Source organism: Streptomyces sp. CB01580, assembly GCF_001905795.1.
Classification (GTDB): domain Bacteria; phylum Actinomycetota; class Actinomycetes; order Streptomycetales; family Streptomycetaceae; genus Streptomyces.
The window spans coordinates 180,713-200,825 of the sequence record NZ_LIXJ01000009.1 but is presented as its reverse complement, the minus strand read 5'-3'; the positions used below and the strand labels follow the sequence as shown (position 1 = coordinate 200,825).

The following is a 20,113-nucleotide window of genomic DNA, read 5'->3' as shown; positions in this document are numbered from 1 at the left end:
CTAGAACCCCACCCCACTTAGGGACGCTGCGTCGCCATCCTTTATTTTGGGGACGCCTTGTCCCTATCTTTGGAGGGAACACCGTGTTCCTCGCCCTGTTGGAACTCAAAGCGGCCAGAGGCCGCTTCCTGCTGATGGGCAGCGTCGTCGTCCTGGTCGCCGCGCTCGTCGGCATCGTCTCCGGCTTCACCACCGGCCTCGGTGACGACACCGTCTCCGCCCTGCGCAGACTGCCCGTCACTCACATCGCCTTCGCCGAAGGCACCAAGTCGGACCAGTTCGCCCGGAGCCTGATCGACCGGCGCACCGTCGCCGGCTGGACGAAGGAGAAGGACGTCGAGGCCACACCGCTGGGCGTTGCCATCACCCGCGGCACCACCGACCGCAAAGTGGAGGTCGACCTCGCCGCCTTCGGCGTCGAACCCGGAGCCTTCACCGACCCCGGCGCCGAGAAGGGCCACCGCCTGGACGCGGCCGCCCCCAACGGCATCGTCGTCTCCCGCCAGCTCGTGAACGACGGCATCCGCATCGGCGACACCCTGACCATCGACCGGCTCGGCATCCGCCTGAAGGTCACCGGCACCACCGGCCGTTCCTCCTACGGCCACGTCCCGGTCGCCTACGTGACCACCGATGCCTGGCGCCGGATCCGCTTCACCACCCCCGGCGCCCACACCACGTCCACCGATCTCCCCGGCCAGTACACCGCGATGGCCCTCAAAGCCCCCGCCGGCCTCGGTGGACAGGCGCTCGCCGAGGCCGACCGCCGCCACGACACCGCGACCGTCCCGCTCCAGGACGCCCTCGCCGCCGCCCCCGGCTACGACGGAGAGCGCCTGACCATGACCTCCATCCAGACCTTTCTCTTCCTCATCGCCCCGCTGGTCGTCGGCGCCTTCTTCGCCGTCTGGACCGTCCAGCGCACGCCGGAACTCGCTCTGCTGCGCGCCATGGGCGCATCCCGACGCCGTCTCCTCGGCCACACCCTCGCCCAGGCCGCCGTGGTCGTCGCCGCCGGTACCGCCGTCGGGGCCGCGCTCGCCGCCGCCGTCGGTCTCCTCGTCGGCGAGCAGGTGCCCTTCAGCCTGCCCGCCGCCACCCTCACCACGACCATGGCCGCCGTGGCACTGGTCGGCCTCGCAGGCTCCGCCCTCACCCTGCGCCGCGTCACCACCGTCGACCCGATGACCATGCTGGGAGCCGCACGATGACCCTCCACCTCGACGACATCACCGTCACCCTCGGCCGCGGCGAATCCCGCACCACCGCCCTCGACAGCCTGACCGCCTCCTTCCGGCAGGGCGCCCTCACCGCCCTCGTCGGCCCCTCCGGCTCCGGCAAGTCCACCCTCCTCGCCGTCGCCGGCGCCCTGCTCCGCCCGGACCGGGGCCAGGTCCTCCTCAACGACACCGACCTGGCCGCCCTCACCGACCGCCAACGCGCCCACGCGCGCCGCACCCGCATCGGCTACATGTTCCAGAGCGGCAACCTGCTGACCGGCCTCACCACCGAGGAACAACTCCTCGCCGCCGCCTCCCTCGCCGGGCACAAACCCCGCACCCTGCGCGCCCAGGCCCGCGAACTGCTCGCCGAGGTCGGACTCGGGCACCGGCTGCGCCACCGCCCCGACCAGCTCTCCGGCGGCGAACGACAGCGGGTCGCCCTGGCACGCGCCCTGCTCACCCGGCCCGAACTCCTCCTGGTCGACGAGCCGACCGCCGCCGTCGACCGCACCCGCGCCGACGACCTCACCCGGCTCATCGCCCGCACCACACACGAACACGACTGCGTCACCCTCGTCGCCACCCACGACCCGGTCGTCGTCGAGGCGGCCGACACCACCATCGACATGCTGGACCACGCTCCCGCAGCAACTGCCTGAACAGCGCGGCCGTACGCACACCGCCCCGTACGGCCGCACGCCACGGTCCCCGGGACGGGGCGGGCACCCGCGAGCAGGGCGCCGTCCGGGAACCAGGCCCTGACGGACGGTGCCGAGCTCGCGTGACCGCACCTCCGCCCGTGGGTCCGCGCCCCGCCCGCGGGCGCGCGCGTCAGGCCGTCGGCTCCCGGCGGAACAGGGCCGTCCAGAGGAACGGCTCGCCGAAGGACGGGGACTCGGGCGGTTCGTCGTTCATGCGGCGGAGCTCGATTTCCGTCAGGCCGGAGAAGATCCGGCGCAACGACTCGGGCGTGTAGGCCAGCCCGCCCCGCAGCCCCGCCCCGTCGTAGAAGGCGGCGTCCGGAAGTTCGGACCCCATGCCCCGCTCACCGGCCGCGAAACAGGTGAGCGCGAGATGCCCGCCCGGGGCCAGCACGCGGTCCAGGAGCGCGAGATAGCTGATCCGGCGGTGCGGCGGCAGATGGTGGAAGCAGCCGGAGTCGTGGATCAGGTCGTACGGACCGGTCGGCCCGGTCCCCTCGGCCGCCGTGAGGGCGAAGGCGTCACCGCGGTGGAACCGGATGTCGGCCCCCGCCTCCCGGGCCCGCTCCCCGGCCCACGCGAGGGCCGCCGGGGAGAGGTCCACCGCGTCGACCCGGAAGCCCAGGGACGCGAGGTACAGCGCGTTGCGCCCCGGGCCGCACCCCAGGTCCAGGGCGCGGCCCCGGGAGACCAGACCGCGGTCCGCGTACGAGACGAGGTTCTCGTCGGGCTTCGCCACGAAGAACGGAACCGGCTTCGTCCGGTCCGTGTAGAAGCCGTCCCACCAGGACGCCGCGCCGGCCGTCCACCGGTCGGCCTCCGGTGTGACCAAGTCGTCAAGAAGCGCGAGGACATCGTCCGTCGTGCGAATGTTCCGATCCATGCGGATCCTGCTCCCCTTTCCTGCCCGGAAGGGGGAATCGTAGGACCGTCCGGTGCGGGAGCCCAGCGCCGAAGAAGACGGCGAAGGCCGCTGCCCGGCGTCCGGCGATCCCCGGTGGGAGGGGCCGAACCACGGGTCGGAGCCGGCCGGTTCGGGCGTCGTCGCATGCCTGGAGGGGCGTGGAAGGGCATGTCCGGGCGCCGCCTGCCGGTGTTTTTCCGGCGGTGCCCCCCGGCCCTCCGTGCCGCGTCCGGGCGCCGTGCCGGAGGCGGCCTCCCGGATATCGGGAGCCCTCGCCCCGGGCGCCGTCACGCCCCCGCCGAATATGCCCGTTGGACTCCGGTGTGACTCAGAGTGTCGTTAGAGTCACCGTCGTGAGGGCGTGTCGTGCGGGCGGCGCCCGTACCGGTTGCGGTGCGGGCCGCGGTGCGGACGAGCGGACCCTCGCGGCCGGGAGGCCGATGCCGTGGCTGCAACGGTTCGTCGGGCGATCGGACTTGATGAGGTGCCGTCCCACGCGTGCCCCACTGCGTGGCGGAGACCCCACCGGCGGGGCGGAACAGGAAGAGTGTGGGGGCAGCGGTACGGATGACGAAGGAGGACCGATGGTGGGTGCCGTGGCGAACCAGCGGAGCGGGGCGGCCGGGCAGGAGAGGGAGGGGCAGGGCGCGCGGGACCGACTCCTGCGGGCCGGACGCCAGTTGTTCGCCGCGTACGGGTACGCGCACACGAGCGTCGAGGACCTGTGCGAGCAGGCGAAGGTGCCCGTTCACGTCTTCCAGCAGGAGTTCGTCTCGCGCGAGGTGCTCCTGATGGCGATCTACGACGAGGTCGCGACCCATGGACTGCGCGCCGCCGAGAACGCCCTGATGGCCGAGGGGATGGAGGACTGCCCGACGCGGGAGAGGGTCCGGCTGCTGTTCGACGCCTATGTGAAGGCGGTCACCGGGGACCCCTGCGCGGCCCGGGTGGCGTTCGTCGAGGTGCTCGGGGTCAGCCGGGAGGTGGACAACCATCTCGCCACCTGGCGGACGATGTGGATCGAGTTCCTGACCTCCGAGGCGGAGCGCGCCGTGCGCCGGGGCGAAGCGGTGCCGAGCGACCACGCCGTGACCGTCACGGTGCTGAACCACGCGGTGGACGAACTCATGGCCCACCACGGCCGCCGCCCCCGCCAGGTCGACGCCGAATGGCTGACCGACGAACTGACCAGGCTCTCGCTGACCATGATCCTGCCGTCCTGACCCTGCTGTCCTGCCCCGGCAGCCCCGCCTGCCGGACCAGCCGCCCACCGGACAGGCCGCCTGCCCCGCCGGCCGCCGGTCACCCGTCACCGGGCGGGCGAATAATGGGCGGATGGCGGACGACGGAGAACACCGGGCGCGCGGAGCGCGGCACAGGACCGGGAACCATCAGGAGCACGGCGGCCGGGCGGACGACCGCAAGGCGGGCGCGGACGACGAGATCTCGGCCGTCCTGACGGGCGTCGGACCCCGGTTGAGGGCCCTGCGCCAGGAGCGCGGCACGACCCTGGCCCAGCTCGGCGAGACCACCGGCATCTCCCTCAGCACGCTCTCTCGGCTGGAGTCCGGAGGCCGCAAACCCACCCTCGAACTGCTGCTGCCGTTGGCGAAGGCGTACGGGGTCCCGCTCGACGAACTCGTCGGCGCCCCGCCCACCGGCGATCCCCGCCTCCGCTTCCGCCCCATCACCCGGGACGGCATGACCTTCGTGCCGCTGGCCCGCCACCTCGGCGGGTTGCACGCGTACAAGCAGATCCTGCCCGGCGGGCGCGGCGCGACGGGACCGCTGGAGCAGCGGGTGCACGAGGGATACGAGTGGGTGTACGTGCTGACGGGACGGCTGCGGCTGGTGCTGGGCGAGCACGACCTGGTGCTGACGGCCGGTGAGGTCGCCGAGTTCGACACGCGTACCCCGCACGCGTGGGCCAGCGCCGGGCCCGAACCGGTCGAATTCCTCAGCCTGTTCGGTCCGCAGGGCGAGCGGATGCATGTGAGGGCCCGGCCCGCGGGGCGGCCGGAGACCTGACGGGAAGGGCGGGGGCCCGACGGTGAGCGGGCGACTTCGACGGCCGGGCGGCCCCTACGGCCGGGGCGTGTAGGGGCCGCCGAGTCCCCATGCCTGGTGCATCGCGTCGGCGAACGCCGCCGCCAGTCTGTGCTCGCCGGTGGGGCCGGGGTGCGTCCCGTCGTACGTGTCCCGGTGGATGTCGTACCCCGTGGGGCGCGAGGCCAGCAGGATCGGGGACATCGGGTCGTCGAGGTCGGCCACGGCCTTGGCCAGGAGTTCGTTGAACCGGTCGCACTCGGCGGCGAACGGGGCGTCCGACTCGGCCCGTACGTTCGGTATCACGGGTAGCAGCACCATCTTCACGCGCGGGTTCGCGGTGCGTGCCGCGGCGATGAACTCCCGTGCGTTCAGGGCGGTCTGGTCGCTGTCGGTGTAGAACCCGAGGTCGATCAGGCCCAGCGACACCAGCAGTACGTCCGTGCGGTGCGCGGTGACCGTGTCGGCGATCACCGGGGCCATGTGCAGCCAGCCCTCGCCCCAGCCGGCCAGATGGGCGCGCGCCCCGGCGGGGAAGTCCGGTGCGGCGTACGCGTGACTGACGGCGGCGTCCGCCCCGGTGTCGTACAGCGCGTCGCGCGGACCGACGATCGCGAACGGGGCGCCGAGGACGGACGTGAGGTGCTGCCACATCCGGTAGCGCCAGGTGAAGTCGCCGGCGCGCCCGATCGTCATGGAATCGCCGACAAACGTGAAACGCATGGGTGTCATCATCGTCGATCGGCGGTGATCGCCCGTCCGGGGGCGGCGTGACGATGGACACTTGTGTCATGCGTTCGTACCTGACTGTGTCCGGAGCCGCCGCACTGCTCCTGTTCGCCGGGGCGCTCCCCGCCGGGGCGGCCGCCACCGGGTCCGGCGACGGAGCCGACCGGAGCTTCACCATCGAGGACCCCCGGATCACCGAGTCCAGCGGTCTCGCCGCCAGCCGCGCCCACCCGGGCGTCTACTGGACGCACAACGACAGCGACGACGGGCCGTACGTCTACGCCGTCGACTCCCACACCGGCAGGACCGTCGCGACGATCACCATGAGCGGCGTCGGGCGGCCGCGCGACGTGGAGGCCGTCTCGCTCGGACCCGACGGCAACCTGTACGTGGGGGACATCGGCGACAACCTGAACGGCAGCTGGGACCACGTCTGGATCTACCGCTTCCCCGAGCCGAAGGAGCTGAAGGACGCCACGGTCCGCGCCACCCAGTTCGACGTGAAGTACGCGGACGGCCCGCGCGACGCGGAGGCGCTGATGGTCCACCCCACGACCGGACGGGTCTACATCGCGTCGAAGAACGAGAACGGCGGCGGGCTGTACGAGGGCCCGGCCCGGCTCGCCACCGGTTCTGTCAACGTGTTCCGGCGGGTGGGCGAGGTGCCGTGGGTGACGGACGGGGCGTTCTCGCCGGACGGCGGGGAACTGGTGCTGCGCTCGTACTTCAGCGCCCGCGCGTACGCCTTCCAAAACGGCAGGCTCGGCGCCGACCACGCCGTCCGGGCACCGTTCCAGCGGCAGGCCGAGTCGGTGACGTACACGGCGGACGGCTCGGCGCTGATGTTCGGTTCGGAGGGGGAACGCAGCGACGTGGTGCGGGTGGACCTGGGGAAGGACGCCGGCCGCGGTGGGAACGGGCCCCGGGGCGGGGACCCGTCGGCGTCCGCCGGGGACATCGGGGACGGTATCGGCGGCGCCGGGGGCATGAGCCTGAGCGGGGTGCTGGTGGTGGTCGCCGTGGCCGCCTTCTTCCTCATGAAGCGGCGTCGCGGGCAGGGCTGACCTCAGGGAACGGCGCCGTGGTTCGAGCCGGCCGTCCGGGTGGCGGCCCGGCTCACTCCCCGGATCGTCGTTGCCCGGAGCGTCGTTCGACGAGCACCTCGAAACCGTCGATCAGCCGTTGCAGACCGAACGCGAAGTGGTCGGTCCCGTAGTCGAACGCGTCGTCGGAGAGGGCCGCCATCAGCGGGTAGTCGCCGCTCCGCATGGCCCGTTCCAGGTAGGGGCGCTGGTTCTCCCAGAAGTCGTCGTCGCTCAGCCCGGTCTCCCGCGAGACCTCGGAGGTGTGGAGGCGGGCGCGGGCGATGCCCTCCACGAAACTGTTGACCGTGATGATCGTGGAGATCAGCTCGGCGTCGGACAGCCCCATGCCCCTGATACCGGCCAGGGCCCTCTCCAGACCGCGCACGGCGTTGGGGCCGAGGACCGTGCGTGCCTGATTGACACGGACGTCGGGAAGGGGGTGGTGGACCGGTTCCGGTCCATGCCGATGGCGCCGTCCGCGGTCTGTGCCGGACGCGGTCTCGCCGATCTGCTGGCCGCCGCCGAACTGGCGATCCTCATGGCGACCGCGCTGGCGATCGGCTGGCGCGCGGGCGACGGACCGGCCTCGGCCGTGGGGGCGTTCGGACTGCTCCTGCTGCTCAGGTTCAGCCTGATCTGGGTCGGCGTATGGCTCGGGCTGCTGGTCCCGGGCCCGGAGTAGGCGGGCGGCCTGTACGCGATCGCGTTCCCGGTCACGATGATCTCCAGTGCGTTCGTCGCGCCGTCCCTGATGCCGGGCTGGCTGGGCGCCGTCGCCGCCTGGAACCCGATCTCGTCCACGGTCACGGCGACGCGCGAACTCTTCGGCAACCCGGTGGCGAGCGGCGGCACCTGGGTCGAGGAACACGCCTCGCTGATGGCGGTGGTGTGGCCGCTGGTGCTGACCGCGGTGTTCCTGCCCCTGGCGGTTCGGCGCTTCCAACGACTGAGCCGCTGAGCCGCGGTGCCGCGGCGCCGCCGGATCGCGGGTGGTCGGTGGGGGCGTCGACGCCCGGGGCCCGCCGGGCACGGGTCGGCCGGCCCGGGTAGGGTCCGGCGCCATGACGAACCAGGAACCCGCGCCCTTCTCCACCGAACGCCTCGACGCCCTGCCGCTGCGGGTCGCGCACGCGGACGAGATGGCGGCGGTGCTGGACGACCCGGCCCTGTACACGTACACCGGGGGCGCCCCGGAGTCCGCCGACGGTCTGCGAGCCCGCTACGCACGGCAGACCGCCGGTTCGCCCGACCCCGGGGTGTGGTGGTGGAACTGGGTGCTGCGGGTTCGGGACGAGGACCGGTCGGCCGGATACGTGCAGGCGACGGTGCGCGTCCGGGACGCGGAGGCGGAGATCGCCTGGGTGGTCGGGACGCCGTGGCAGGGGTGCGGGTACGCGAAGGAGGCCGCGGTCGGGCTGGTGTCCCATCTGACGCGGGCGGCGGCGGAGGACGTGCGTACCGTCGTCGCCCACATCCACCCGGACCACGCCGCCTCCGCCGCCGTGGCCGCGGCGGCGGGTCTGGCGCCGACCGCGGAGTGGCACGACGGCGAACGGCGCTGGGAACGCGGCCCGGACCGGAACCGTGACCGGGACCGGAACCCGGATCGAAACCGGAACCCGGATCGGAACCGGGAGCCCGGCGGGGAAGCCCGCTGAAGGGCCGTTGTCAGTGGCGGGTGTGAGGATGGCGTTCGCCGGTGGGGTGCACCGGCCGACGTCGTCTCGCACCGAGCCGACGCTGTTTCGTATTGAGGGGACACCACCATGGGCACCTGGGACACCGGTCACTTCGACAACGACTCCGCAGCGGACTTCTCAGGGCGTCTGGACGACGCCCCCGAGGCCGAGCGGCCGGCGCTGATCCGCAAGGTCCTGGAAATCGCCGTCGCCGCGACGGACTTCTTGGACAGCGACGAGGCGGCGGAAGCGGTCGCGGCGGCGGCGCTGGTCGGTGCGCAGTGCCCGGGCGGGGAGCCGGTGACCACCGCGTACGGCCCCGACAAGGCGCTGCCCGAGTTTCCGGCGGACCTGCGCCCGCTCGCGGTGAAGGCGCTCGACACGGTGCTCGGCGAGAACTCGGAGATGCGCGAGCTCTGGGAGGGCGACGAGACGTGGACGGCGGGCATCGCCCGGCTCCGGGAGGTGCTGGTCGCGGCGAGCGCCTGAGCGCGCCCGACGGGGACCGGGCGCGGCCGAGTTCAGGCGCGGGCGCGGCCGGCCCGGATGAGGTCGTCCACGTCGAGAGCCACCGGGGCACCGATCGAATCCGGGAGCGGGGCGGACTGCCCGGGGGCGTACACCTGGTGACTGTCGTACCCGCCCCCCATGGGCTCGGTGAGGACGTGCACCCGGCCGTGCTTGCGGTCGATGATCACGTACACCGGGACCTTGGCCTCGGCGTACGCGGCGACCTTGTTGCGCAGGTCGTTGTTGTAGTTGCTGGAGGTGACCTCCAGCACGAGACGGAAGACGGCCGGGTCGTAGCAGTTGTTCTCGACCATGTGCTCGTCGAAATCGGCGTCGACGACGGCCAGGTCGGGGATGGCGTAGTCCGCGGGGCCGCTGGGGAGCCACAGGCCGATGCCCTGGAGGACCTCGGTCTCGCCGTCATCGATACCGGCTGCGATGAAGGGGCGCATGACTTTGGTCAGCACTCGGGCGTGCGGTCCGTCCGGGGATGGAGCCACGGTGATGACGCCTCCGATGATCTCGACACGGTAACCCGGGTGCTGCTCCATGAGGCTGTTGGCCGTGTCGAGCAGGGGCTCGGGTTCACCGTCACAGGGGTGCTCGACTGCTGCTGCAGACATTGCGGGCCTCCTGAAGGGATGATGTCGAGGCCATCATCGTAGGACGGTCCGGCCGCCCGGGCCCGGAAAGCGACCCGCCATCCGGCCGGGTGAACGGCAAAGGTCCCCGCGCACGCCGGGTGCGCGGGGACCTTTGCCGGTCGAGGGACTACGAGCGCGTACGCGTGCCCGTCACAGCTTCTCGATCACGTAGTCGATGCAGGCCGTCAGCGCCTGGACGTCCGCCGGGTCGATCGCCGGGAACATCGCCACGCGCAGCTGGTTGCGGCCCAGCTTGCGGTACGGCTCGGTGTCGACGATCCCGTTGGCGCGCAGCGCCTTGGCGACGGCCGCGGCGTCGATCTCGTCCGAGAAGTCGATCGTGCCGATGACCTGCGAACGCTTGGCCGGGTCGGAGACGAACGGCGTCGCGTACTTGGAATCCTCGGCCCAGCCGTACAGGTTCCGGGACGAGGTGGCCGTGCGGCGGACCGCGAAGTCCAGGCCGCCCTGCCCGTTCAGCCAGTTCAGCTGCTCGTTCAGGAGGAAGAGGGTGGCCAGGGCCGGGGTGTTGTACGTCTGGTTCTTCAGGGAGTTGTCGATCGCCGTGGGCAGGCTGAAGAACTCCGGGATGTGCCGGCCCGACGCGTGGACGCGCGCGGCGCGCTCCAGGGCCGCCGGGGAGAACACGCCGATCCACAGGCCGCCGTCGGAGGCGAAGGACTTCTGCGGGGCGAAGTAGTAGACGTCCGACTCGGTGATGTCGACAGGCAGGCCGCCCGCGCCGGAGGTGGCGTCCACCAGGACCAGAGCGCCCTCGTCGGCGCCCGCGACGCGCTCGATCGGCGCGGCGACACCGGTCGAGGTCTCGTTGTGGGTGAACGCGTACACGTCCACGCCCTCCTCGGCCCGCGGCTCCGGGTGGGTGCCCGGGTCGGAGGCGACCACGGACGGGTCGGCCAGCCACGGGGCGAGCTTGGCGGCCTTCGCGAACTTCGAGGAGAACTCGCCGAAGGTCAGGTGCTGGGACTTGTTCTCGATCAGGCCGTGCGTCGCGATGTCCCAGAAGGCGGTGGAGCCGCCGTTGCCCAGGATCACCTCGTAGCCCTCGGGGAGCGAGAAGAGGTCGCGCACGCCCTGACGGACCGAGCCGACCAGGTTCTTGACCGGGGCCTGGCGGTGGGACGTACCGAGCAGGGACGTACCCGTGGCGGCCAGGGCGTCGAGCGCCTCCGTCCGCACCTTGGAAGGACCGGCGCCGAAGCGTCCGTCGGCGGGCTTGATGTCAGCGGGAATCTGGATATCGGCCACGAACCGGAGCGTAATACCTCATGGACGGCCCCGAGGACCATGTCCGTCGGATGAGACACCCGCTCCGGCGCGTGGACGATGCCCGTTCCGGCGTGCGGACGACTTCCTTTCCGGTGCGTGGACCGCGGTGCGCGGACCCCTGCGCACGGGTCCGCGCACCGGGCGCGTCAGGCCAGGCGCACCGGCAGTTCGTACAGGTCGTTCTGGGTGACGATCGGCTTGTTGCGCAGTTCGGACGCGGGGACGGCCAGCTCCAGGTCCGGGAACCTCTCGTACAGCGCGGGCAGCGCCACCCCCGCCTCCAGCCGGGAGAGCGCCGCGCCCGGGCAGACGTGCGGGCCGTGGCCGAACGCGATGTGGCGGTTGGGGGAGCGGGTGATGTCGAAGTCGGCGGCCGTCGGCCCGTGCTGTCCCTCGTCGCGGCCGAGCGCGCCGAAGGAGACGATCAGCGCCTCGCCCTTCGGCAGGATCCGGTCGCCCACCTCGACGTCCTCGGTGGCGAACCGGAACAGGACGTGGGACGTGGGCGTGGACCAGCGCAGCGTCTCCTCGATCACGTTCTCCCACGGCACCTCGCCCTTCAGCACCCGTGCGCGCTGCTCGGGGTGGGTCTGGAGCGCGACGACGGCGTTGACGATCAGGCTGATCGTGGTCTCGTGACCGGCCGCGATGATCAGCTGGAGGGTGTTGACGATCTCCTCGCCGGTGAGCTGGTCGCCGTCCTCGGACGCGGCGATCAGGGCGCTGGTGAGGTCGTCGCCGGGGTTCTCCCGCTTGCCGTCGACGATCTTCGTGAAGAGCGCGCCGAGGTCCGCCATCATCTGCGGGACCTCCTCGGGCGGGGTCTGCGTCGAGAAGAACTTCTCGAACAGCCCCTTCAGCCGCGGGTGGTCGACGCTGTCGACGCCCATGAGTTCGCTGATCACGTTCATCGGCAGCGGGTAGGCGAACTCCGCCTTCAGGTCGACCGGCCCGTCCTCGGCCAGGGCGGCCAGCCGGTCCAGGCTCGCCGCGGTCAGTGCCTCGATGCCGGGGCGCAGCCGTTCCACCCGCTTGACGGTCAGGGCCTGGGCGACCAGGGTGCGCAGCCGGCGGTGGTCCGCGCCGTCGACGGTGAGCATGGAGCGGCCCGGGTTGGCGAGGCCGATCAGCGGCCAGTCCAGGGGTATCTCGCCGCGCTGCCAGGCGTTCCAGACATTGATGTCCTTCACGAGGCGGCCGTCGGTGAGCAGTTCCCGGGCCTCGGCGTGGTGGGTGACGGCGAAGCAGGGCACCTCGCCCGGCAGTTCCACCTCGGCGAGCGGACCGGCGGCCCGCAGCCGGGCGGACTCGCCGTCGAGGTCGGTGACGAAGGGGTCGAGCACGATCCGGGTCATCTCGCGCCTCCGATGGCGGCTTCAGTGGCTGATGCTGGGGCTGATCCGGTGGCTGATGCGGTGACGGGGCCGATGGCGGCCGCCAGGGCGGTGCCGGTCGGGGAGCCGATGGCGGGCGTGGGCGTGAACGTCACCGGCAGGGTGGTCAGGCCCCGCAGCCAGGGGGACGGGCGGCGGGTGAGCTGTTCGGCCGGGACGGCGAGGTCGATGTCGGGGAGCCGGTCCAGCAGCACCTCGATGCCGGTGCGGGCGACGACCTCGGCGGTCTCCTGGGCCGGGAACGGGCAGCGGTGCTCGCCGTGGCCGAAGGAGAGGAACGCGTTGTTGCCGCCGGTCAGCGCGGAGCCGTCGGTGCGTACCTGCGGGTCGTAGTTGGCGGCGGCGATGCCCAGCAGCAGCATGTCGCCGGCCTGGATGTGGCGTCCGCCGAGGCGGGTGTCGCGCGAGGCCCAGCGGCCCGCGACGTTCTGGGTCGGGGTGTCCTCCCAGAGCACCTCGTTCATGGCCTCGGCGACGCTGTGCCGGCCGCCCGAGAGGGAGGCGGCGAAGCGGTCGTCGGTGAGCATCAGCCGCAGCGAGTTGCCGATCCAGTCGGCGGTCGGCTGGTGTCCCGCGGCCATCATCACCATGAGGTCCTGGGCGACCTCCTCGTCGGTGAAGCCACCGGGGTCGGCCAGCATCCGGGTCGCGACGTCGTCGCCGGGCGCGGCGTGCTTGTCCGCCAGCAGCTGGAACATGGACGTGGCGAGGTGCTGCTGCCCGGCCAGGGCCCGCTCCCGGCCGTCGATCATGTCGTTGAGCGAGCCGACGAGCGCGGCGCCGATGGTGTCGGCGAAGCCGTAGATCTTCGCCAGGACGAGTGCCGGGAGCAGCATCGCGTAGTCGGCGATGATGTCGGTGCCGCCGGTGGAGCAGAACCGGTCGACGAGGCCGTCGGCGAACTCCTCCGCGTACCGCTTCAGCGAGAACGGGTCGACCCCCTCCAGCGCGTCGCTGATCATCGCGGCGCGCTGGGTGTGGCGGGGGCCGACGGTGTAGAGGATCGACGGCTGCTTGCGGCCGATCATCGGCAGCAGCGGCCAGTCGTCGGGGATGCGGTCCCACTGGTTCCACAGGTCGGAGTCGCGGCTGAACAGCACCGGGTCGCCGGTGACCTGGTGCAGTTCGCGGTAGCCGAGCACCAGCCAGGCGGGGACGTCCCCGTCGAGGACGACGGGCGCCACCGACCCGTGGTCGCGGCGCATCTCCCGGTACAGCCGAGTCGGTTCGGTCTGGAACCGGGGGCCGGACAGCGGTACGCGGCCCTGGGAGAAGGGGCAGCCGGAGGACGGCGCCGGGGGCTGGGTCACGACGTGGGCTCCGGGGTCATCTCCGGTGCGGTCGCCGGAGGGATGGCGGACGGGTCGGCGGAGGACTCGGCGGCGAGGCGGCGCCGCGACAGCGCGTGCAGGTGTTCGACCAGCGTGATCAGTACGTACTTGCTGGACGAACGGTCGCGGGCGTCGCACTCCACCAGGGGCACGTCGTCGGAGAGGGCGAGCGCCTCCCGTATCTGCTGTTCGGTGTGGAGCGGTCCGCCGAAGTCGTTGCAGGCGACGATGAACGGCGCGCCGTGGTGCTCCAGGCGGTCGATCGCGTACCAGGAGTCGGCGAGCCGGCGGGTGTCGACGAGGACGACGGCGCCGAGCGTGCCCGAGAACAGCCGGTCCCACAGGAACCAGAAGCGTTCCTGACCGGGGGCGCCGAAGAGGTACAGCACGGAGCGTTCGTCCAGGGTGATCCGGCCGAAGTCGAAGGCCACGGTGGTGGCCGTCTTCGAGTGGACGCCGTCGAGGTGGTCGACGGCCTCGCCCGCGCTGGTCATGGTCTCTTCCGTGTTCAGCGGACGGATCTCGCTGACGGAGCGAACCATGGTGGTCTTGCCCACCCCGAAGCCGCCGACGATGGCGATCTTCAGTCCGTTGTCGGCGGTCGCCCGCAGGGCGGCACGGTCAGAGGTTGCGGAGTCCAACGAGCACCTGTTCCAGGATGTCGGGGTCGGGGAGCCGGTCCGCGACCCGGGCGGTACGTGGGTGGCGGGCGCTGATCCGGCCGGTGGCCAGCAGATCGGACAGCAGGATGCGGACGATGCTGACGGGCAGTCCGAGGACCGCCGCGATCTCGACGACGGCGGTGGGCAGGGCGCACATCCGCAGGATCGTGGCGTGTTCCGACTGCATGCCGGGGGTCGGTTCGCACTCGGAGACCACCAGGGTCACCAGGTCGAACACGTCCGAGTCGGACCGGCTGCGGCCCCCGGTGAGGGTGTACAGCCGGTCGGGTGCGTCGTCCCTGCCGGGGCGGGGGCGGCTCATACGGTCGCGGTCGCGTCGACGGAGGTGGACCCCGTCGCTCCGGGAGTCCCGGTGGCGGAGCCCGTGTTCGCGACGGAGGAGCGCGGCGGGGCGCTGAGGTGTTCGCCGAGCTGCTCGACGAGTTCGCTCATGTTGTGCCCGACGAGGCCGACGTCCGCCTGGTCGGAGGCGACGACCGCGAGGTGGGCGCCCGCCCCGGCCTCGACGATGAACAGCACACCGCCGTAGAACTCGGTCATCGCGGACCGTACACCGCCGGTGCCGTCGCCGAATTCGACGGACGCGCCCTGCGAGAGGCTCTGGATGCCGGCCGAGATCGCGGCCAGCTGGTCGGCCTGGTCGACGGTCAGCTCGGGGGTACGGCACAGTTTGAGGCCGTCCCTGGACAGGACGAGGGCGTGGCGGGCGCCGGGGGTGCGCTCCAGGAGCCCCTCCAGCAGCCAGTTGAGCTTCTCGTCGGTGGTCGCGGTCATCGGGTGTTGCCTTCTTCCGGGTGCGGGGTGTTGGGCCGGACAGCCTGGCGGAAGCTGCTGAAGCGGGCTGCCTGTTCCTTGGGGTCGGCGGCACGGGGCCGGGTGGGGTCGGTGTCTGCGGCGTCGTCGGCGCGGCTGCGGGCCTCGGCGATGCGGGCCTCGGCAGCGGCGAGGGTACGGCCGCGGGGGCGCCGGGGGAGCCCGCTCTCGCCGAACCGGGGGAGGCCGCCGGTGGTCTCGGACGCGGCGGAGGCCGGGCGCGTGGCGGGCGCCGGGGCGGCGGCCGGACCCGGGGCGACGGCGGGGGCCGTGGGCGCGGGGGCCGCCGCGTTCCGCGGGCGGGGGAAGTCGTCGGGGCCGGTCGGGGCGGCCGTGCCGTGCGTGGGCTCCGGTTCGGCGGCCGGGGCCGGAGCCGGTGCGGGGGAGACGGTCCGGGCCGGGGCCTGGACGGGGGACTGGGACGCGGCGGGGGTGGCGGCCGGGGCAGCGATCCGGGTGAGGATCTCCTGCGGGAGCATCACCAGCGCGCCGGTGCCGCCGCGCGCGGACGGCCGGAACGACACGGTCAGACCGTGCTTGCGGGCCAGCCGGCCCACGACGGCGAGGCCGAGCCGGGTGCCGGAGAGCCCCGTCAGGTCCTGGTCGGTGGCGGACACCGCGCGCTCGGCGCGGCGCAGATGCACATCGCTCATGACCAGGCCGCTGTCCTCGACGGTCACGACGATGCCGGCCGGCACCTCCTCGACGTACACATGGACCTCGGCCGTGGGCGGCGAGAAGTTGGCGGCGTTGTCGATGAGTTCGGCGAGCGCGTGCATGACGCCCTCGGCGGCGTGACCGGCGACCGCGACATCGCTCGTCGAGTGGAGACGTACCCGCTGGTAGCCGCTGATCCGGCCCATGGCCCCGCGCAGGATGGACTCCATCACGATGGGCTTGGCCCAGCGCCGTCCGGAACGGGCGCCGGTCAGCACGGCGATGGAGTCGGCGAGGCGGCCCGCCTGGGCGGTGCGGTGGTCCAGGTGGAGCAGGTCGCCGAGCACGTCCTCGGCGGAGTGCCGGTGCTCCATCTCGCGCAGGTCGGCCAGCATGCTGGTGGCCAGGGCCTGCATCCGGCCCGCGGCGTTGGCGCAGGCGGCGATCGCGGCGGAACGCTCGCTCTCGCTGCGGGTCGCGCGGGCGGCGAGCCGTTCCACCTCGGCAGCCAGCCGTCCGACCTCGGCGGCGGCCTGCGCGGCGATCCGTGCGGTCTCGGCGTCGGCGGCGGCCCTGAGCCGGGCGGTCTCCGCCGTGAACCGCTGGCCCTCGGCGGCGGAGGCGGACACCAGTCTGCTGATCTCGCCGGTGAACCGCTGGGTCTCCGACGCGAGACGCGCCCGCAGCCGGTTCGCGGTGGCACGGGTGTGGACCGTGGCGGCCACGGCGGTGGACAGCAGTACGGCGGCGGCGCCCGTGCCCCAGGCCAGGGGAGCCCGCACCGAGTCGGGGGCGGCGACGACCGCCCACAGGCACAGGGAACCGGTGACGGCCAGTGATATCAGCAGGGCCAGTGCGGTCGGCCGGGATGAGGCGCTCAAGTGGAGTCCTTGGGGCGGACGGGGCGGGCGGGCCGGGCGGTTTGACGGAACGATCGGGCCGGGCGGACCGGGCGGGCGGAGTGTTTGGGGTGAACAGGGCTTATCGGGACGGTTCGGTACGGCTTCAGAGCATGCGACAACTGGAGTTGATTATTCCCAGGTAAGTCGTGGTCACTATATGAGAATTGACGCTCTCTTTGGGAAGGCCATGTGGCCTTCTCTGTTTATGTATGGGGCGACGTGTCCGACTGCGCGTCGGAGGCGTGACAGGCCGTGAATCCGCTGTGTTCGGGTACGTTCGGGCGTGTTTCCGGCGCGTTCAGGAGCATTTCAGGCATATTTCGTCTCGTTCCAGCCTGTTCCTGCTCGTTCTGGCTTGTTTTGGCTTGCTCCAGCTCGTTTCGGCTTGCTCTCTCGCGTTGAGGCATTCGCGGGAAACGTGCGCGGTCGGGGCACGCGGGCGCCCCGCCGACGGCATCCTGGGCCGATGGCCGCACACCAGGAACCGACGGGACGCGACGCACGACCGACAGGGAACGACGCCGACCCGGCGGATCGCGAAACGAAGCGGACGGATCACGACGCACGACCGACGGGACGCGACGCGAAGCGGGTGGGGCACGACGCGCTCGCCCGGGCCCTGCGCGCCGCGGTCCGCGGAGAGGTCGACTTCACCCCCACCGCGCGGGCGCTGACGACGATGGACGCCTCCAACCACCGCCGCGTACCGCTCGGTGTCGTCACCCCGCGCGACGCCGACGACGTGGCCGCCGCGCTGGCCGTCTGCCGCGAGCACCGGGTGCCCGTGGTGCCGCGCGGCGGCGGGACGTCCATCGCCGGACAGGCCACCGGCACCGGGGTCGTGCTCGACCTCACCCGTCACATGCGGCGGATCACCGAGCTGGACCCCGGTTCCCGTACGGCGGTCGTCCAGCCGGGCGTGGTCCTGGACGAGCTGCGCGCGGCGGCCGCCCCGTACGGCCTGACCTTCGGCCCCGACCCGTCCACGCACGGTCGCTGCACGCTCGGCGGCATGATCGGCAACAACGCCTGCGGGCCGCACTCGGTCGCCTGGGGCACCACCGCCGACAACGTGGACACCCTGGTCGTGGCCCGCTACGGCGGCTCCACCCTTCAGGCGGGCCGCGGTCGGGACGCCGAACTCCCCGACGGACTCCGTGCGTTCATCGATGCCAACCTGGCGCTCCTGCGCACCGGTTTCCCCCGACTCCCGCGCCGGATCTCCGGCTACGCCCTGGATGCCCTGCTGCCCGAACGCGGCACCGACCTCGCCCGCGCGTTCTGCGGCAGCGAGGGCACGCTCGGCGTGGTGACGGAGGCGACCGTACGACTCGTCGAGGCACCGGCGGCCCGCGCGCTCGCCGTCCTCGGCCACGCCGACGAGTCCGCGGCCGCCGAGGCCGCCCCCGGCCTCCTCCCGTACGGGCCGCTGACCGTGGAGGGCATGGCCGCCGACCTCGTACGGACGCCGGCCGGGCTCCCGCGCGGCGGCGCCTGGCTGTTCGTCGAGACCGGCGGCGCCACTTCGGCCGAGGCCCGCGCCCACGCCGAACGGATCCTGCGGTCCGCCGGCCCGCTGGACGGCATGGTGGTCACCGACCCGGCCGGGCAACGGGCCCTGTGGCGCGTCCGCGAGGACGCCGCCGGCACCGCCACCCGCATGCCCGACGGCACCGAGGCATGGCCCGGCTGGGAGGACTGCGCCGTACCGCCCGCACGGCTCGGTTCGTACCTGCGCGCGTTCCGCGCCCTGCTAGCCGAGCACGGGCTGCGCGGCACCCCGTACGGCCACTTCGGCGAGGGCTGCGTCCACGTCCGGATCGACTTCGACCTGCTGACCCCCGAGGGCGTGGCCCGCTACCGCCGCTTCTCCACCGACCTCGCCGACCTGGTCGTCGCGCACGGCGGTTCACTGAGCGGCGAACACGGCGACGGCATGGCCCGCGCCGAACTGCTCCCGCGCATGTACGGGGACGAACTGGTTGACCTCTTCGCCCGGTTCAAGGACATCTGGGACCCGGACGGCGGCATGAACCCCGGAATTCTCGCCCGCCCCGCCCGGCTCGACGAGAACCTCCGCTTCGACGTGCTGCCGCGACGCCCGGTGGACGTCGCGTTCGGCTATCCGCACGACGGCGGCGACTTCACGGCGGCGGTACGCCGGTGCGTGGGCGTCGCCAAGTGCCGTACGGCCGTGCCCGTGGGCACGGGCGTGATGTGCCCGTCGTTCCGGGTGACCGGCGAGGAGGCCCATTCCACCCGGGGCCGGGCCCGGCTGCTGCACGAGATGCTCGCGGGCGAGGTGATCACGGACGGCTGGCGGTCGACGGAAGTGCGCGACGCGCTCGATCTCTGCCTCGCCTGCAAGGGCTGCCGCACCGACTGCCCGGTGGGCGTCGACATGGCCACGTACAAGGCGGAGTTCCTGCACCACCACTACCGGGGTCGCCCGCGCCCGGCCGCCCACTACGCGATGGGCCGGCTGCCGCGGTGGCTGCGCCTGGCGGCCCCGTTCGCGGGCGCGCTGAACGCCCTGGCCCGGGTGCGCCCCCTGGCCGCCCCGGCCAAGCGGCTCGCCGGGATCGCTCCGGAGCGTGACATCCCGGTGCTGGCACGCGAGACGTTCAGCCAGTGGCTGGGGCGACGCCTGGGCAAGGGGGCGGTGATCCTCTCCAACGACCGGGTGGCCCTCCTGTGGCCGGACACGTTCACCGAACACTTCGCGCCCGAGGTGGGCCGGGCGGCCGTCCGCGTCCTGGAGTCGGCGGGCCGCACCGCGCTGACGCCCGGTCGCGGGCTGTGCTGCGGCCTCACCTATGTCTCCACCGGCCAGCTCGACCGGGCGCGTGCGGTGATGCGCCGGACGCTGGACCGGATCGCCCCGGTCCTGGGCGACCCGATCGTGGTCCTCGAACCGAGCTGCGCCGCCACCCTCCGCACCGACCTGCCCGAACTCCTCCCCGACGACCCACGGGCGGCCGAACTGGCGTCGTCCGTAAGGACGTTGGCCCAGTATCTGGAGGAGTGCGCCCCGCACTGGCGGCCGCCCCGCCTGGACCGTCCGGTCGCCGGTCAGACCCACTGTCACCAGCACGCGGTCCTGGGCGACGAGGCGGACCGCCGCCTGCGCGAACGAGCCGGACTGAGCGGCGAGTTGAGCGGCGGCTGCTGCGGTCTCGCGGGGAACTTCGGCTTCGAGCGCGGCCACTGGGAGGTGTCGGTGGCGTGCGCGGAGGAGCAACTGCTCCCCTCGGTGCGGGAGGCCGGGCCCGGCACGGTGATCCTGGCCGACGGCTTCTCCTGCCGCACGCAACTGGCGCAACTGGGCGGCGGGGTACGGGCACGCCACATGGCGGAGGTGCTGGCGGAGGGCCTACGGGACGGGCCGCGGGGGGAAGGACCGGAGGGTCCGGCGGAGGACCCGCCGGACGGGCTGTCGGAGAGCCCGCCGGAGGGGTGAGGGGCTGGGGTCCAGGGCCCGGCGCCGGGCCGGACCTCGACGCCGTCCCTGAGCCTCGGCGT

General features: G+C 72.7%; 19 protein-coding genes and 1 pseudogene. 9 read left to right on the top strand and 11 right to left on the bottom strand.

Annotated features, from left to right (window positions below; translation table 11 throughout):
• The first annotated feature begins 83 nt into the window (after positions 1-83).
• Together AMK22_RS16200 and AMK22_RS16195 are read left to right on the top strand one after the other, a co-directional pair.
• Positions 84-1,211: an ABC transporter permease gene (locus AMK22_RS16200; RefSeq protein WP_073785620.1), complete on the top strand. Its 1,128-nt coding sequence runs from the start codon at positions 84-86 to the stop codon at positions 1,209-1,211.
• Positions 1,208-1,882, top strand: a complete 675-nt coding sequence (locus tag AMK22_RS16195) for an ABC transporter ATP-binding protein (protein WP_073785619.1) — start codon at positions 1,208-1,210, stop codon at positions 1,880-1,882. The genes AMK22_RS16200 and AMK22_RS16195 overlap by 4 nt, the downstream gene beginning before the upstream one ends.
• 172 nt (positions 1,883-2,054) lie before the next feature.
• Here the strand turns inward: AMK22_RS16195 and AMK22_RS16190 are convergent, their stop codons facing one another.
• Positions 2,055-2,807 carry a class I SAM-dependent methyltransferase gene (locus AMK22_RS16190; RefSeq protein ID WP_073785618.1) on the bottom strand — a complete coding sequence of 251 codons (753 nt, stop codon included), beginning with the start codon at positions 2,805-2,807 and terminating at the stop codon, positions 2,055-2,057.
• Between the two features lie 605 nt (positions 2,808-3,412).
• Here AMK22_RS16190 and AMK22_RS16185 point away from each other — a divergent pair.
• Both AMK22_RS16185 and AMK22_RS16180 read left to right on the top strand, forming a co-directional pair.
• On the top strand, positions 3,413-4,051 hold the full coding sequence (locus AMK22_RS16185) for a TetR/AcrR family transcriptional regulator (protein ID WP_073785617.1): 639 nt from the start codon (positions 3,413-3,415) through the stop codon (positions 4,049-4,051).
• A 112-nt stretch (positions 4,052-4,163) separates the two neighbouring features.
• Positions 4,164-4,856 (top strand): helix-turn-helix domain-containing protein, encoded by a 693-nt coding sequence (locus AMK22_RS16180; RefSeq protein WP_079186184.1) that lies wholly within the window; start codon positions 4,164-4,166, stop codon positions 4,854-4,856.
• Between the two features lie 54 nt (positions 4,857-4,910).
• Here AMK22_RS16180 and AMK22_RS16175 read toward each other — a convergent pair whose 3' ends face one another.
• Positions 4,911-5,597 carry a GDSL-type esterase/lipase family protein gene (locus AMK22_RS16175; protein ID WP_079186183.1) on the bottom strand — a complete coding sequence of 229 codons (687 nt, stop codon included), beginning with the start codon at positions 5,595-5,597 and terminating at the stop codon, positions 4,911-4,913.
• 68 nt (positions 5,598-5,665) lie between these two features.
• On the opposite strand from AMK22_RS16175, the gene AMK22_RS16170 reads away from it, so the two are divergent.
• Positions 5,666-6,667, top strand: coding sequence for a hypothetical protein (locus tag AMK22_RS16170; RefSeq protein ID WP_073785615.1), 1,002 nt, complete (start codon positions 5,666-5,668; stop codon positions 6,665-6,667).
• A gap of 52 nt (positions 6,668-6,719) precedes the next feature.
• Here the strand turns inward: AMK22_RS16170 and AMK22_RS40870 are convergent, their stop codons facing one another.
• A complete protein-coding gene (locus AMK22_RS40870) occupies positions 6,720-7,073 on the bottom strand; it encodes a TetR/AcrR family transcriptional regulator C-terminal domain-containing protein (protein ID WP_338014168.1) in 354 nt (117 codons plus the stop codon).
• 36 nt (positions 7,074-7,109) lie between these two features.
• Between AMK22_RS40870 and AMK22_RS40865 the strand changes: the two are divergent.
• The 3 genes and pseudogenes from AMK22_RS40865 to AMK22_RS16150 form a co-directional block, all read left to right on the top strand.
• Positions 7,110-7,646: pseudogene (locus AMK22_RS40865) on the top strand (ABC transporter permease); the annotation flags it as partial.
• A 103-nt stretch (positions 7,647-7,749) separates the two neighbouring features.
• Entirely contained in the window at positions 7,750-8,346 is a 597-nt protein-coding gene (locus AMK22_RS16155) for a GNAT family N-acetyltransferase (RefSeq protein WP_079186181.1), read from the top strand.
• Positions 8,347-8,454: 108 nt separating this feature from the next.
• Positions 8,455-8,856: a DUF4259 domain-containing protein gene (locus AMK22_RS16150; protein WP_073785613.1), complete on the top strand. Its 402-nt coding sequence runs from the start codon at positions 8,455-8,457 to the stop codon at positions 8,854-8,856.
• A gap of 32 nt (positions 8,857-8,888) precedes the next feature.
• Here AMK22_RS16150 and AMK22_RS16145 read toward each other — a convergent pair whose 3' ends face one another.
• The 8 genes from AMK22_RS16145 to AMK22_RS16110 all read right to left on the bottom strand — a co-directional run bounded on the left by AMK22_RS16145 (position 8,889) and on the right by AMK22_RS16110 (position 16,570).
• The gene (locus AMK22_RS16145; protein ID WP_073785611.1) at positions 8,889-9,500 is read right to left on the bottom strand and encodes a Uma2 family endonuclease; all 612 of its coding nucleotides are present in this window, start codon (positions 9,498-9,500) and stop codon (positions 8,889-8,891) included.
• A 171-nt stretch (positions 9,501-9,671) separates the two neighbouring features.
• The gene (gene serC, locus AMK22_RS16140; RefSeq protein WP_073785609.1) at positions 9,672-10,790 is read right to left on the bottom strand and encodes a phosphoserine transaminase; all 1,119 of its coding nucleotides are present in this window, start codon (positions 10,788-10,790) and stop codon (positions 9,672-9,674) included.
• Positions 10,791-10,957: 167 nt separating this feature from the next.
• A complete protein-coding gene (locus AMK22_RS16135; RefSeq protein ID WP_073785607.1) occupies positions 10,958-12,166 on the bottom strand; it encodes a cytochrome P450 family protein in 1,209 nt (402 codons plus the stop codon).
• Entirely contained in the window at positions 12,163-13,515 is a 1,353-nt protein-coding gene (locus AMK22_RS16130; protein ID WP_079186180.1) for a cytochrome P450, read from the bottom strand. Before AMK22_RS16130 ends, AMK22_RS16135 begins: the two co-directional genes overlap by 4 nt.
• Positions 13,512-14,177, bottom strand: coding sequence for a GTP-binding protein (locus tag AMK22_RS16125; RefSeq protein ID WP_073785605.1), 666 nt, complete (start codon positions 14,175-14,177; stop codon positions 13,512-13,514). The genes AMK22_RS16130 and AMK22_RS16125 overlap by 4 nt, the downstream gene beginning before the upstream one ends.
• Positions 14,158-14,520, bottom strand: a complete 363-nt coding sequence (locus AMK22_RS16120) for a DUF742 domain-containing protein (protein WP_073785603.1) — start codon at positions 14,518-14,520, stop codon at positions 14,158-14,160. Before AMK22_RS16120 ends, AMK22_RS16125 begins: the two co-directional genes overlap by 20 nt.
• Entirely contained in the window at positions 14,517-14,993 is a 477-nt protein-coding gene (locus tag AMK22_RS16115) for a roadblock/LC7 domain-containing protein (RefSeq protein ID WP_073785601.1), read from the bottom strand. Before AMK22_RS16115 ends, AMK22_RS16120 begins: the two co-directional genes overlap by 4 nt.
• Entirely contained in the window at positions 14,990-16,570 is a 1,581-nt protein-coding gene (locus tag AMK22_RS16110) for a sensor histidine kinase (RefSeq protein WP_073785599.1), read from the bottom strand. Before AMK22_RS16110 ends, AMK22_RS16115 begins: the two co-directional genes overlap by 4 nt.
• Positions 16,571-17,270: 700 nt before the next feature.
• Between AMK22_RS16110 and AMK22_RS16105 the strand changes: the two genes are divergently transcribed.
• Positions 17,271-20,051: an FAD-binding and (Fe-S)-binding domain-containing protein gene (locus tag AMK22_RS16105; protein WP_242434000.1), complete on the top strand. Its 2,781-nt coding sequence runs from the start codon at positions 17,271-17,273 to the stop codon at positions 20,049-20,051.
• The last annotated feature ends 62 nt before the right edge of the window (positions 20,052-20,113 follow it).

Excerpts from the sequence above, each read along its gene's own strand:
- AMK22_RS16195 (WP_073785619.1), top strand. The coding sequence starts at position 1,208 with ATGACCCTCCACCTCGACGACATCACCGTCACCCTCGGCCGCGGCGAA.
- AMK22_RS16190 (WP_073785618.1), bottom strand. The coding sequence starts at position 2,807 with ATGGATCGGAACATTCGCACGACGGACGATGTCCTCGCGCTTCTTGAC.
- AMK22_RS16185 (WP_073785617.1), top strand. The coding sequence starts at position 3,413 with ATGGTGGGTGCCGTGGCGAACCAGCGGAGCGGGGCGGCCGGGCAGGAG.
- AMK22_RS16180 (WP_079186184.1), top strand. The coding sequence starts at position 4,164 with ATGGCGGACGACGGAGAACACCGGGCGCGCGGAGCGCGGCACAGGACC.
- AMK22_RS16175 (WP_079186183.1), bottom strand. The coding sequence starts at position 5,597 with ATGCGTTTCACGTTTGTCGGCGATTCCATGACGATCGGGCGCGCCGGC.
- AMK22_RS16170 (WP_073785615.1), top strand. The coding sequence starts at position 5,666 with ATGCGTTCGTACCTGACTGTGTCCGGAGCCGCCGCACTGCTCCTGTTC.
- AMK22_RS16155 (WP_079186181.1), top strand. The coding sequence starts at position 7,750 with ATGACGAACCAGGAACCCGCGCCCTTCTCCACCGAACGCCTCGACGCC.
- AMK22_RS16150 (WP_073785613.1), top strand. The coding sequence starts at position 8,455 with ATGGGCACCTGGGACACCGGTCACTTCGACAACGACTCCGCAGCGGAC.
- AMK22_RS16145 (WP_073785611.1), bottom strand. The coding sequence starts at position 9,500 with ATGTCTGCAGCAGCAGTCGAGCACCCCTGTGACGGTGAACCCGAGCCC.
- AMK22_RS16135 (WP_073785607.1), bottom strand. The coding sequence starts at position 12,166 with ATGACCCGGATCGTGCTCGACCCCTTCGTCACCGACCTCGACGGCGAG.
- AMK22_RS16120 (WP_073785603.1), bottom strand. The coding sequence starts at position 14,520 with ATGAGCCGCCCCCGCCCCGGCAGGGACGACGCACCCGACCGGCTGTAC.
- AMK22_RS16115 (WP_073785601.1), bottom strand. The coding sequence starts at position 14,993 with ATGACCGCGACCACCGACGAGAAGCTCAACTGGCTGCTGGAGGGGCTC.
- AMK22_RS16105 (WP_242434000.1), top strand. The coding sequence starts at position 17,271 with ATGGACGCCTCCAACCACCGCCGCGTACCGCTCGGTGTCGTCACCCCG.